The sequence below is a fragment of the Halalkalibacillus halophilus DSM 18494 genome, from assembly GCF_000423105.1.
GTDB lineage: Bacteria > Bacillota > Bacilli > Bacillales > Alkalibacillaceae > Halalkalibacillus > Halalkalibacillus halophilus.
The window spans coordinates 1-13,299 of record NZ_AUHI01000020.1 but is presented as its reverse complement, the minus strand read 5'-3'; the positions used below and the strand labels follow the sequence as shown (position 1 = coordinate 13,299).

Here is a 13,299-nt window from a genome sequence, read left to right as displayed (position 1 = left end):
ATTAGGGGTGACGAAATGGCTATTCAATTTATGGTGGACGGTGGGGCTGACTTACCGACTGGATTCGAAGAAAAGCATAATATTAAAGTGATTCCACTAAATATTCACTTTGGTGAAGAAGTATTTAAATCTGGAGTGGAACTAACCGTAGAAGATTATTATCGTCGTGTAAATGCTCAGGATGAATTACCAAAAACATCCGCACCAAGTCCGAACGATTTTTACGAACGTTTTAAAGAAGTCGATCCTGAAACACCGATCCTCATGCTTTCTTTAACCAAAAATTTAAGCGCTACATTTCAGAATGCTGGAATCGGTAAGGACATGCTTCTAGAAGAAGAACCTAATCGAACGATTGAAATTGTGAATACGAAAACAGCTTCTAATGGTATTACATTAATTTTAAATGAAGCGATCAAATTAGAACACCAAGGTATAGATTTTGATGAAATAGTAGAACAAGCGAAGTCTAATGTGGAAAGAACGGTTACTCTTTTCTCTCTTAAAACAGTAGAAAACCTAATTAAAGGTGGACGCCTGGATAAAGTTCGTGGAACAATTGCACGTACCTTAAATATCAAATTATTAATGAAAGCATCTGACGAAGGTGATATTGAAGTTACGGAGAAAGTACGCGGGGAAAAGAAAGCACTTCGCCGTTTAGTCGAACAAATTGGAGACTATACAAAATCTCTAGATGGCAAAATGATCACCATTGCCCAAAGTAATTGCGAAGAAAAAGCACGTCAAGTCCTAGCGAATATTAAAGATAAGTACAATCAACAAGAAGAAATTATGGTAGAGATGGGACCTCTAATTGCTACTCACGCAGGTGAAGGCGGATTAGTAATCTCGTTTTTAAAAGATAAATAAGTGATGTAATAGAAACACGCCCTGATAGAATTCATCTTCTTTCAGGGCGTGTTTTTTCTACTGGATTGGTTTCCGTGTCGATACTTTAAGAACCGTGATAATCTTCATATTTTGGCGGTGGGGAGATTAATGCGAAAATCGCTGCAATTGCTGGTAACGTTAACGATAGTAATAGAATTTCAGAATATCCGCCTTGCCAGTCATAAAACACTCCAAATGGTAATGGTCCTAAGGCAGAACCGATGACCATCACTGACTGCGCTATACTTTTAATGCTTCCAAGATTTGTTCTTCCGAAGAAATTAGGCCACACAATATTTAAAGTAATCCGTTCAAAACCATGGGCAACTCCCCAAATTACTCCATAGACGATAAATCCAGCTGTACTTTGAACTTGCCACAGCCATAAAATCGCAATGATATGGATTCCAAACGTTATTGCCAAGACAACATTCACCTTAAATTTATCAACCAAATATCCTGATACAAAGGTTACCGGGAAGCCGATTATTGCCATTAATGATAGGACATTGCCGCTACTTCAGGCGTTAACCCTTTCCCTTCAGAGATCGAGACGAGGTGAAATGTAATACCCGTGTTGGTTAATGCAGGTACACTGACACAGAAAAGAATTAACCAGAATGCACGTGTTTTCATCGCTTCTTTCAGGGTCCAGCTAACTTCTTGATCTGATTTGCTTGGTTCAAGAGGTTCCTCTAGGTCCTCCCCTACTTTCCCTTTCAGTTGATGGCGCTTCTTTATTACTAACATCACCGCAATAAAGGAAACAGTGAAAAGTAGAATTCTCCAAAACGTTTCCGGGAACCAACCGAATGTATTCATTAAATAAGAATCGATAGGTGGGATCAGTGTCAGTAAAATCAAAGAAGAAACACTTATGGATAAGAATAAAGGGAATCTACTAACTCCTCTTTTTCTTCTAGGTTTGACAGGACCATCAATTTGTTCGCCAATATCTTCTGGTTTATCTCTTACGAAAATAAGGGCTAACGGAACAAAGATCAGTGCTAAACTTGCACTCCAGATCCCCCAAGCTACTCTCCAATCAAATAATTGAATTAAATAGGCGTTAACGGGAGGAATGAATGCAGCCCCGGCAAACCCACCAATGGCCATGACACTTAAAGCTCGCCCACGTTTTTCCATAAACCATTGAGGAACTAATGTATTGGGGAGTAATGTCATCGACCCTTGTCCAAAAAGTCTTAGCATAAAGAACCCAAAGAACATCATAATAGGCCCGACAATTAGTGCGTTCCACAAAGCTGCAAAAGCTAATGCAGAACCAATAATCACCATCATCCTTCTTTGACCATATATGTCCGCTAGTTTTCCTACTGTAAACAATAAAAATCCTGCGCATAATGTCGCCGCAGAATACAATCCAGACACGAATGAACGTGAATAATCAAATTCTTCTATGTAAAAATCTATAAAAATTGAAATAGCAAATGTTTGTCCTGGACCTGAAAAGAACACGCTGAGTGCAGATACAAACACAATCATCCACCCATAATAAAAAGGCGTATTAGGAGCTTTATTCTTTTGTAACATGAATTCCCTTCTTTCTAAGATGCCAATTCTTTTTATCTACAATGTACATTATTTTACCACAGCCCCTCCACTTTGTTGATCATTTTTTCCTGTTCCTTCCTATTCGTTTACTTGATAAAAGATTGCAAACTCTTAAGGATCGGTGAGAACTGTTGAGTCATTTGAGCAACTTGGGTAGCCGTTTTAATTACTTTTTCTAAATCTACTTCTCCTTGTTCATTATAGAACCATGGAGCGATTCCAGATACACCGCCTGATGGTTGAAATGGGGCTTGGTTATAAGGCTGGTTAAAATTCTGGGAGTACTCCTGGTAAAAATCTCCCTCATACCCTGGCCAAGCTTGGGAATATGGATCAAAGTTATATGGTTGTGCCTGCATATACACCGGGTCCTGGTTGTAGACTGGAGCTTGCATATACATTGGATTAAATTCGTTCATTGGTTGTTGCATATACATTGGATCATTATAGTTGTATTGGTTCCACCCATAGTAAGAATCGTAAGGATACATAAAAAAAGCCCTCCCTTTAGTCACTCTACCCTACTATATGAACTAGGCTAAAACCCGTGACAGTTTAAAGGAAAGGGCTTTTATTTACTTTTGTTCCGCGTGTATTCCTAATTTCTTAATTAATTCAATCGCTTGAATCTTTTCCTCTTCGTCTAATCCACTTAATATGCGTTCAATTGCTTTCCAATGCTCAGGGAAAATTTTATTTAACAACTCTCTCCCTTTAGAAGTGATTTCCGCATAGGTTACTCGACGATCTGTATCAGATGGATTGCGAGTTAAAAAACCTTTTTTTTCTAAATTATTTACAACGTAGGTGATACTCCCACTTGTTAATAGGATTCTCTCGCCGATTTTTTGTAGTGGTTGTTCACCTCGGTGATATAACAATTCTAGTAATGCAAATTCTGTTGGGTTTAAACCGTAATTCGTCATATCATGTTGTACTAAATCGCTAATCGTTTTAGAAGCTTTCGTTAAAACTACAAATAATTTTAAAGACGGATCCTCTTTTCGTGCTTGATATTCTTGTTCATCCATGTCGCAATCACCCTTCTTGTACGCTATGCTATTATTATAATTTGTAAGCGTAACCGAGTAAAGGTAGTTAGCTATACCAATTGGGGTTTTCATTTGGCATAATGGAGAGAAGGAGGGATTTTAAATGCTTGAAGATACTGGAGAGCGAATCATACCAAACAAAATGGATCCTACGAACCCGTTATTATTAGAACACATTGCTAGATACCAGTTTGCGTTACCTTATTTGGAAGGTAGAGTGTTGGATTTGGCGTCTGGATCCGGGTATGGTGCACATATGATTGCAAAAAAAAGAAAGAAGCAAGTGGACGAAGTCGTTGGTTTGGACTTGGATTCTGAAATAGTAACGTACGCAAAAGGCACATATTATCACCCGAAGTCTTCTTTTCACGTCGAAAATGCGGTGGACTCTGAATTAGTAGATCGCTATGGTACATTCGATGCCATCGTGAGCTTTGAAACCATTGAACATATTGAAGAGGAACAGCTATTACTTGATAACTACTATCGCTTACTGAAACACGGTGGAACTCTAATCGTCTCTACTCCTTTTGGTCAAGGTAGAGGTAAACCGTGTGGCTCCCCTTTCCATGTACATCAACTTACAGTCGAAGAGTTTAAAGATTTATTTACTAATTATTCATCGAGTGAATTTTACTTTCAAAACGGGGTGTTAATTGAACCTGGACGAGAAGGTTTACACTACCCATTAGGGATCGCAGTCTGTAAAAAATAGGATTTACTATATTTACTTTCTAAGCAATTATTACTATACTGAATAAAAACGAGTAGGAGTTGTACGAATGTTTAATAAGAAGAAAAAAGAAGCTACAAAGGCATTTGATGCCAATGAGTGGCTAAGCGAAGTGACCTTAGACATACCACCAGCAAGTGATTTAGAAAAGCAATTACATATGATTCACCTAACAAAAAAGGATTTGGCTGTACTTATAGCAATTAAACCGCTTGTCAGCAAGCATATTGAGTCCATTGTTGATCAATTTTACAAAAATATTGAACACGAACCTAGCTTAATGGAAATGATCAAACGAAATAGCAGCATCGAACGATTGAAACAAACTTTAACCGTACATATACAGGAAATGTTTAATGGGTCCATCAATGAGAGTTTTGTGGAACAACGGAAACGAATTGCTTACGCGCATGTGCGAATCGGCTTAGCACCTAAATGGTATTTATGCGCCTTTCAAGATCTATTAAATTCGTTTCAGTCGATCTTTTTTGAGGAAATCAAATCGAAAGAAGAGTGTCTTACAGCTTTACATGCTACTTCTAAAATCTTAAATATCGAACAACAATTAGTGTTAGAAACGTTTGAACAGGAAAACACGCGTATACGGGAAGAACAGAACGAAAAGCAGGCTACTCTATTAGAAGAGATGGAGAATATGTCTAGCGAACTTGTTCAAATTTCTAATCAAACAGACGCTTCCCTTCAACAATTATTAGGATACGCGGAAGAAATCAAAACCTTCTCTGCATCAACAACAGAGTCAGCATCTACCGTGGAACAACAATCCACTACTGGAAAAACGAGCTTAGAAGGCGAAGTAGAAAAAATGGCCACTGTCGAAGCTGAAATGTCCAAGATCTATGAAGACATGACAAAGTTAGAAGAAGCTTCTGGCCAAATCAACGAGATACTGAGTTTCATCACAGATGTTAGTGAGCAAACGAATTTACTATCGCTTAATGCTTCGATTGAAGCTGCTCGTGCTGGCGATTTAGGTCAAGGATTTGCTGTCGTTGCCCAAGAAGTCAAAAAGCTTGCCGACCAGACAAAAGGGTCGATTGAAAATATCTCTGGCTTAATTCACACGACAAACACGCAAATTAACCGCGTTTCTAAAGACATTACAGCTACATCAAAACTAATCATCGACGGAACAGAAAGCATGCGCAATACGAATACATTCTTTGACGATATCCTCGTTCATACACATGAAAGTAAATCAATGAATGATGAGATGGATCAACGTATTCAAGCATTTAACGGAATCATCACCCAAATTACCGAGTCTTTTGCAGAAGTAAATGAAGCTGCCGAAAGTTTAGCCGCGACTGCGAAAGAACATCACTAAATTTTAACGTGAAGAAGACCTCCGATTTGGATTCGGAGGTCTTCTTTTGAGTTATTCGAAGTTAAATTATAATCGGATTGACGCACGTTTAGCGATTTCTGGATATATTATTTGTTTTCTGGATAACAGCCTGTTTTTCTGGATTTACGTGCGACTATTCTGGATATCTCTCTTACTTTTCTGGATATATTTTATTTCTCGTGGATAAGAGCAATTATTTCTGGATATCCCCGCACTTTTCTGGATATCGCACGCTTCAAACGAATTGACGTTTAAACGGTTTTAGGCAGCCTGCTCTCAATCCTTAACCAGCTGTATAATCGAAACAGTGGATACACAAGGCACACGACATATACGATTGCCGGCACTTCGTAAAAAAACATGAAAAACGTAAATAAGAAAAGGAATAATAAAACGAGTACATTCGCATATGTTCCGTTATAAGGAAGCGCATCATAAAACATGGATGCTTGCTCCTTTTTCTCTTCTAATTGTTTATTAAAGCATTTTTCGTGAAACGGACGTGGCCGCAATTTAATATTAGCTACTTTCAAATCTGCGCGTGATTCAATCTCTTTCTCACATCGTTTACATATTACTGGTCTTTTTTTCATGTATAATCCTCACCTTTACCCAGGCATTTTAATTGAATTTTATGTATCTATCACAAACAATTATTATCATAACCCAATACAAGAAAGGTGTCGAATATGAATTTAAAACTAAGTGTACTAGACCAATCACCCTTATTATATAACCAAACCCCACAGGATGCACTACAACAGACCATTGAGTTGGCTCAGCATGTTGACCAATTAGGATTTCACCGCTTCTGGATGAGTGAACACCATAGCACCAAAAGCTTAGCCGGCTCGGCACCTGAGATATTAGTATCTACCATTGCAGCAAAAACAAACCAAATTAAAGTTGGTACAGGCGGAGTCTTACTTCCGCATTACAGTAGCTATAAAGTCGCTGAGTCATTCCGTGTTTTAGAAGGGTTGTACCCAGAACGAATTGACTTAGGTGTTGGGCGTGCGCCAGGTGGGATGCCCGGAGTGAATTATGCGTTAAATCGCGGGAAATACCCAGACGTGAATCAATTCCCTACTCAAGTTTCTAATGTCATTGATTATTTATTAGGTAATGACCCAGAAGGATATCAAGTTCAAGCAACTCCTTTAGGTCCGACAGCCCCACCAGTGTGGATGCTTGGTTCTAGTGGGGCAAGTGCTGGTCTTGCTGGTCAGTTAGGCACAGGGTATAATTTTGCTCAATTTATTAGTGGCCACGGCTATCGTGAGGCGGTGCAGCGCTATTATGATTCCTTTATTCCATCTGAAATGTTCCCTGAACCGAAAGCTAGCTTGGCTGTATTCGTTATTATTGGCGATACAGAAGAAGAGGCTGAATACTACGCATCTAGCCTTGATGTTGCTTTATTAATGCTTGAGCAAGGGATGATTCGCGAACACTTCCCTGACCCTGCTGAAGCAAGTAAGCAAACATTCAACCATTTTGAACAAAAGCGAATTTCCGAAAACAGAAATCGGATGATTGTTGGCACCCCTGAAAGTGTGAAGCAGCAATTAGAAACACTAGCTACGGAAGCTGATGTAGAAGAAATTATGGTGAACACGATCGTCGCACCATTTGAACAACGACTGGATAGTTACAGCAAGTTAGCTAAAGTCTTTTCTATATAAAGGAGCGAGGACATGCTTGCATTTGACCATTTAGTAATTTACTCAAAAAACCCAAAATCCCATCAAGAGTTATTTTCCAAAGTTCATAAGCTACAAGGTATGGAAGGTGGTACCCATCAAAACTGGGGTACCTTTAACCACCTTGCTTTTATGGCTGAAAATAGTTATATCGAGTGGCTGGGGGTTCAAGACGAAGCAGTTGCAAGTGCTTCTGATAACCCTTTGATTCAACAAACATATCAAGCCCATTTGAAAAAACAAGAAGGTCCAATCCAATTTGCTTTACGCACTACCGAATTGGACAATTTTCTTGAGCACTTTGATCGAAATAACATCTCCTACAGTGGCCCTTTCCCTGGAAGTAGAACAAAACCTGACGGGACAAAGCTTGAGTGGAAGATGGTGTTTCCTTTTAGCGAACAAACCGACTCCCCCCTTCCATTTTTAATTGAGTGGAACGGAGAAGGAAATGTTCCAGAAGATAAATCGCTAATCAATGAACAACCTCTCGATCAAGTCATTTTGAGATCAGAGGACGCAAACAACCTGAAGCAAATCTTCCAGACAATTTATCAAATGGAGGAAGAAAATCCGTTTGAATTTGACTTAGATAACGGGAAATTAATCATCGAACAAGGGGATCGTATAAGCGCAGTTTACGGAAATGTTACATTTTAGCAAAAATAGTTTGAACATGGTCATGAAAGTGTATACAACTTACATGACCGTTTTTTTATCTCCCCCCACTTTTCGGTCACCACCACATATATTTCTAAAACCGAAATATTCTTTATCCGAAATAAGTGATATGCTATACTAGCTTTAGATTTATTTAAAAATTTCGACAGATTATTAGGAGGATGTTTCATGCCAAAGACAAGTTTTCCAGTAGTATGGGATTTAGAAGTTTTCTTTAAAGGTGGAAGCGAATCACAAGAACTTCGTGATCACCTTGATGAAACGAAAAAACGCCTGTCCGATTTCGATGAAAAGATCAAAGCATTTGAAACTCCATCGCGAGGAAATGAAGGCGAACAAGTTGCTAACTTAATCGAAGCAGGTTCCAACATTAATATGCAAATTCGTCAGGCAGGAGCTTTTGTTAGCTGTCTAGAAGCCGAAGATATGTCGAACAAAAAGGCAAGTGCACTTCGAAGTGAAATAACGGAACTGTCCGCTTCTTACGGGGCAACGTTTAACACATTCAAACAGAAGCTTGCTAAAACTCCGGAAGCACCGTGGGATGAAATTTTACGCAATAAACGAATCAGTGACCTAGCATTCGTCTTAAATGAATGGCGTCAGTCTGTTTCTGAGCAACTATCTGAAGAGGAAGAAGCATTAATTACAGCACTTTCTGTAGATGGGTACCATGCTTGGGGCCAAATGTACAATACGATTGTCGGCTCCATGACTATTAAGGTGACTATTGAAGGGGAAGAAAAAGTCCTCTCTGTCGGGCAAGCGAATAACTACTTGTCGCATGAAGACCCAGAAGTTCGTAAAGATGTATTTGAAAAACTAGAAGCCGCTTGGCACGAGAAAGAATCCTTATTCGCTAACACACTTAACCACTTAGCAGGATTCCGTTTAAGCACCTATAAGAAACGTGGCTGGGACAATGTCTTAAAAGAGCCTCTCGATATTAACCGAATGGAACAGTCAACCCTTGATGCTATGTGGGGTGCGATTACGAAGAATAAGCAACCATTTGTGGACTTCTTATATCGCAAGGCAAAATTACTAGGGAAAGAAAAATTAGAATGGTACGACCTAGGAGCACCTACTCAAAAGAATAAAGAAAAGCTTTCATACGATGAAGGTGCACAATTTATCTTAAAGCATTTCGAGAAGTTCTCTCCGAAAATGGCGGACTTTTCAAGAAAAGCTTTTGAAGATGCTTGGATTGAAGCAGAAGATCGTTCCGGCAAACGTCCTGGAGGGTTCTGTACAGGCTTCCCATTAAGCGAACAATCGAGAATTTTCATGACGTATAATGGAACGATGTCAAACGTCGCGACACTTGCTCACGAATTAGGACATGCTTATCACACGCATGCCTTAAAGCCAGTTCATCCGATCAACCGTCGTTATGCCATGAACGTTGCGGAGACGGCATCAACGTTTGCAGAAATGATCGTAGCAGACGCTTCCGTAAAAGAAGCTAGCACAGACTCTGACAAAATTGCATTATTAGAAGATAAATTACAACGAAGTGTAGCATTCTTCATGAATATCCATTCTCGTTTCTTATTTGAAACAAGATTCTATGAAGAACGCAAAAACGGATTTGTTCCTGCAAGCCGCTTGAATGAATTAACGGATGAAGCACAGCGCGAAGCATATTGCGACGCCGTGAATTCAACAAGCGAAACGTATTGGTCCAATAAACTACACTTCCACATTACGGGCGTTCCATTTTATAACTTCCCGTACACATTTGGTTACCTCTTCTCTCTTGCGATTTATGCAAAAGCACTAGAAGAAGGTAAAGATTATGAAGAGAAGTATATTTCCTTACTACAAGATACAGCACGCATGTCTGTAGAAGACCTAGCCTTGAAACACCTAGATGAAGATATTACAAAAGAAGCATTCTGGGAAAAAGCAATTGATCTTTGTAAGCAAGATGTAGAAGAATATATGAGATTGACGGAATAAAGCTTCTCTACCACCTTCAACATATTGAGTTGAAGGTGGTTTTTTATGCACGAAAAGAGGAAATCTTTCAACTAGAGGATAAAAAGAAGTAGTTTCAAAAAGCTAAATATGATGAATGAACTCGAGGTCGTCTCATGGACGATCTTTTTTTATGAAATTCTAGGCATCTTCCATTGACATTCAAATATTTATTTGAATATAATATAATCAAACGATCATTTGAATGAAAGGTATGAGTTTAAATGAAAAAGCCTAATTGTACATCTGAAATCACTGAAGAACAGTTACAATATATAGTTTCCGATATCAATTCGAAGCCGGTTGATCAAGTTGCAAAATTATTTAAAGTACTAGGAGATCCTACTCGAGTTACGATCATGCAAGCGTTAGCCATGGAATCGGAATTATGTGTGTGTGATTTAGCTTCTGTAACCAATAACTCCGTAGCAACCACCTCTCATCATCTGCAAACGCTTAAAAAACACGGTTTGGTTACCATTCGAAGAGGTGGGAAGAATATCTATTACAAGTTAGATGACGAGCATGTGCGAGATATTATCCAAATAACTACTACCCACCAGCAGGAGATGGAGGTGTAACTATGCCAGAGCGCGACACATATTACGTGCAAGGGATGACGTGTGCAAATTGCGCCAAGACGTTTGAAAATAATCTTAAGTCTATTGATACAGTTAATGATGCGGAAGTAAATTATGGAGCATCTAAAGTTACTATTTATGGCCAGGTGAGCACCGAAGAAATGGAGAAGGCTGGCTCATTTGAAAATTTACGAATTACAAAAGAATACACGAATAGTAAAAGGTCTTTAACTAACCAGCTTCGTTCGAACTTCCATATACTGATTTCTATATCACTTGTATTGATTGGGATCTATTTTTACCTCGAATTTGGAGAATACCACCCTGCTACAGTAGCTATATTTGTTACTTCCATGGTGATTGGAGGATATAGCCTATTTATTGCTGGTTTTCAAAATTTAATTAAACTACGATTTGATATGAAGACACTGATGACGATTGCTGTAATTGGTGCTGCATTAATCGGTGAATGGATTGAAGGTGCTGTAGTCGTCATACTATTTGCGATTAGTGAGGCTTTAGAACGTTACTCCATGGATCAAGCTCGTTCTTCTATTCAATCGTTAATGGATCAAACTCCACCAACAGCTATACGACTAACGAACGGAGAGCAACAAACAGTAAACGTTAGTGATTTAAAGGTTGGAGATTTTGTAGCTGTGAAACCCGGAGCTAAAGTTCCTGCTGATGGGAAGATAAGGAAAGGGAGTTCTACATTTAACCAATCCATGATTACTGGAGAATCGATGCCTGTTGATAAGAAGGTCGATCAAGAAGTTTTTGCTGGTGCATTAAATGGGGCAGGCTATGTGGAAGTAGAAGTCACAAAAAGATCCGAAGACTCTACCATGGCTAAAATCATTCATTTAGTGGAAGAAGCTCAAAATGAAAAAGCTCCAGCGCAACATTTCGTCGACCAATTCGCTAAATACTATACGCCGTTGATTATTTTAATCGCCATTGGGGTTGCAACTTTGCCACCGATGCTATTTGGCTTAAGCTATGAAGCGTGGGTTTATCAAGGGTTAGCAGTGTTAGTCGTCGGTTGTCCATGTGCTTTAGTTATTTCCACTCCGATTGCGATTGTGACAGCGATTGGAACTGCTGCTAAAAATGGTGTCCTAATCAAAGGTGGAGCGTTTTTAGAGGTGTTAGGCCAAATTAAAGTATTTGCGTTTGATAAAACAGGTACCATTACACATGGAAATCCGGAAATCAGCGACTATTATATTTTTGATGAGGAATTTTCCGAGGAAGAATTTTTCACAACTGCGGCTGCTCTCGAGAAACACTCGGAACACCCATTAGCAAAAGCAATTATGAACTATACCCAAGCAAACTTCAGACAAGACGCTTCCATCGAAGTGAGCAACTTTCAATCGCATACTGGAAAAGGAATTGAAGGTGAAATTAGGGGCACATCCTATCAAATAGGCAGCCCTGCATCCTTCTCTAACCTTGAACCCGAAGTTTCCGAGCATATTAGGAACTGGGAAACGAAGGGAAATACAATCATTGTTCTTCGAAAGAATGGTCAGACAACAGGAATTATTGCGATTGCAGATATGATTCGTGAACAAGCAAAAGCTATGATTGAATCATTAAAGGAATTGAATATACATGAAACGATTCTTTTAACAGGCGACCACGAGCCAACTGCTAAAGCGATTCAGTCGGCATCTGGCATCAAACATTCTCGCTCTCAGTTACTACCGGAAGAAAAGCACCAAGAAGTCGAGCGCCTAAAAAAATCATTCGGTAAAGTAGCGATGGTAGGAGATGGAGTCAATGACGCTCCGGCTTTGGCCGCTTCTGATTTAGGAATCGCAATGGGCTCTGCAGGTGCGGACACTGCACTGGAAACCGCTGATTTGGCGTTAATGGGAGATGACCTATGGAAGCTTCCTTACGCAGTTCGCTTAAGCAGAAGAACACTTACGATCATTAAGCAAAACATTAGCTTCGCCCTTGGATTAAAAGCACTCGCCTTGTTGTTAGTCATTCCTGGATGGTTAACCCTATGGATAGCGATTCTTGCTGACATGGGTGCGACATTGCTTGTAACTTTAAATGCCTTGAGACTATTTAAAAACTAATCACACTAAAAAAAGGATCAACTCTTGATGATAGGAGTTGATCCTTCCATTTTTGTTTATAAGGTCGATTTCGAGTTAATCAGCAGTTGAATTATACCCACAAAAATAGATGTATATCCAGAAAAGTTTAGCTTTATCCACGAGTATTTAAATATATCCAGAAATATCGTCAATATATCCACGAAAGTCGACTGTATATCCAGAAATGTAAGCTTAAATCCATAAAACTAAACTTATATCCACAATTCTAAAATTGATAGAAGCCCCCATCTACCGCACAAGATTAAGTCCATATAATTGTGTAAAAAGAAAAGGGTCTCATCAATCCTTATGTTACAATGTTTTCACCGTAAAAACATAACAGGAGGAATTGATGATGACCCAACTTCATATTAACGTAGATTACGAGGAATTGAAAGCAGAGCTGATGGAGTCGAATCTCGGAGCCGTATCGAAATCATATATCGTCATTATGATGAACGCTTACATGGAGATGGAGCGAGATCAATACGTACAAACAACGAAATATGAACGACACATGGACCGACAAGATTACCGCAATGGCTACTATTCCCGGGACTATGTCACAGGTTTAGGAAAGATTGAATTAAAAGTTCCCCGTACGCGTTCCGGAG

The 13,299-nt window shown here is 39.2% G+C and carries 14 protein-coding genes; 9 read left to right on the top strand and 5 right to left on the bottom strand.

Going from position 1 to position 13,299, the window contains the following annotated elements; translation table 11 throughout:
• Positions 1 to 15: 15 nt before the first annotated feature.
• Positions 16 to 873: a DegV family protein gene (locus G532_RS0111060; RefSeq protein ID WP_027964879.1), complete on the top strand. Its 858-nt coding sequence runs from the start codon at positions 16 to 18 to the stop codon at positions 871 to 873.
• Positions 874 to 958: 85 nt separating this feature from the next.
• Here G532_RS0111060 and G532_RS15660 read toward each other — a convergent pair whose 3' ends face one another.
• The 4 genes from G532_RS15660 to G532_RS0111045 all read right to left on the bottom strand — a co-directional run bounded on the left by G532_RS15660 (position 959) and on the right by G532_RS0111045 (position 3,500).
• Positions 959 to 1,390 (bottom strand): MFS transporter, encoded by a 432-nt coding sequence (locus G532_RS15660; protein ID WP_051189154.1) that lies wholly within the window; start codon positions 1,388 to 1,390, stop codon positions 959 to 961.
• The gene (locus G532_RS15655) at positions 1,390 to 2,448 is read right to left on the bottom strand and encodes an MFS transporter (RefSeq protein WP_051189153.1); all 1,059 of its coding nucleotides are present in this window, start codon (positions 2,446 to 2,448) and stop codon (positions 1,390 to 1,392) included. The genes G532_RS15660 and G532_RS15655 overlap by 1 nt, the downstream gene beginning before the upstream one ends.
• 107 nt (positions 2,449 to 2,555) lie before the next feature.
• Positions 2,556 to 2,960, bottom strand: coding sequence for a YppG family protein (locus G532_RS0111050; RefSeq protein WP_027964878.1), 405 nt, complete (start codon positions 2,958 to 2,960; stop codon positions 2,556 to 2,558).
• An 84-nt stretch (positions 2,961 to 3,044) separates the two neighbouring features.
• Positions 3,045 to 3,500 (bottom strand): MarR family winged helix-turn-helix transcriptional regulator, encoded by a 456-nt coding sequence (locus G532_RS0111045; protein ID WP_027964877.1) that lies wholly within the window; start codon positions 3,498 to 3,500, stop codon positions 3,045 to 3,047.
• Between the two features lie 124 nt (positions 3,501 to 3,624).
• Between G532_RS0111045 and G532_RS0111040 the strand changes: the two genes are divergently transcribed.
• Entirely contained in the window at positions 3,625 to 4,236 is a 612-nt protein-coding gene (locus tag G532_RS0111040) for a class I SAM-dependent methyltransferase (protein WP_027964876.1), read from the top strand.
• A 67-nt stretch (positions 4,237 to 4,303) separates the two neighbouring features.
• A complete protein-coding gene (locus tag G532_RS0111035; protein WP_027964875.1) occupies positions 4,304 to 5,602 on the top strand; it encodes a globin-coupled sensor protein in 1,299 nt (432 codons plus the stop codon).
• Between the two features lie 272 nt (positions 5,603 to 5,874).
• Here the strand turns inward: G532_RS0111035 and G532_RS0111030 are convergent, their stop codons facing one another.
• On the bottom strand, positions 5,875 to 6,216 hold the full coding sequence (locus G532_RS0111030; protein ID WP_027964874.1) for a hypothetical protein: 342 nt from the start codon (positions 6,214 to 6,216) through the stop codon (positions 5,875 to 5,877).
• A 96-nt stretch (positions 6,217 to 6,312) separates the two neighbouring features.
• Here G532_RS0111030 and G532_RS0111025 point away from each other — a divergent pair, with 96 nt between their 5' ends.
• From G532_RS0111025 to G532_RS0111000, 6 genes are all read left to right on the top strand, one after another.
• Positions 6,313 to 7,308, top strand: a complete 996-nt coding sequence (locus G532_RS0111025) for an LLM class flavin-dependent oxidoreductase (RefSeq protein ID WP_027964873.1) — start codon at positions 6,313 to 6,315, stop codon at positions 7,306 to 7,308.
• A 12-nt stretch (positions 7,309 to 7,320) separates the two neighbouring features.
• A complete protein-coding gene (locus G532_RS15200) occupies positions 7,321 to 7,986 on the top strand; it encodes a VOC family protein (RefSeq protein ID WP_051189152.1) in 666 nt (221 codons plus the stop codon).
• Positions 7,987 to 8,175: 189 nt separating this feature from the next.
• Positions 8,176 to 9,969: a M3 family oligoendopeptidase gene (locus G532_RS0111015; RefSeq protein WP_027964872.1), complete on the top strand. Its 1,794-nt coding sequence runs from the start codon at positions 8,176 to 8,178 to the stop codon at positions 9,967 to 9,969.
• 242 nt (positions 9,970 to 10,211) lie between these two features.
• The gene (locus tag G532_RS0111010; protein ID WP_027964871.1) at positions 10,212 to 10,568 is read left to right on the top strand and encodes an ArsR/SmtB family transcription factor; all 357 of its coding nucleotides are present in this window, start codon (positions 10,212 to 10,214) and stop codon (positions 10,566 to 10,568) included.
• A gap of 2 nt (positions 10,569 to 10,570) precedes the next feature.
• Positions 10,571 to 12,664: a heavy metal translocating P-type ATPase gene (locus tag G532_RS0111005; RefSeq protein WP_027964870.1), complete on the top strand. Its 2,094-nt coding sequence runs from the start codon at positions 10,571 to 10,573 to the stop codon at positions 12,662 to 12,664.
• Positions 12,665 to 13,040: 376 nt separating this feature from the next.
• Positions 13,041 to 13,299: transposase (locus G532_RS0111000; RefSeq protein ID WP_027964869.1), on the top strand; the 259-nt coding region annotated here is incomplete at its 3' end.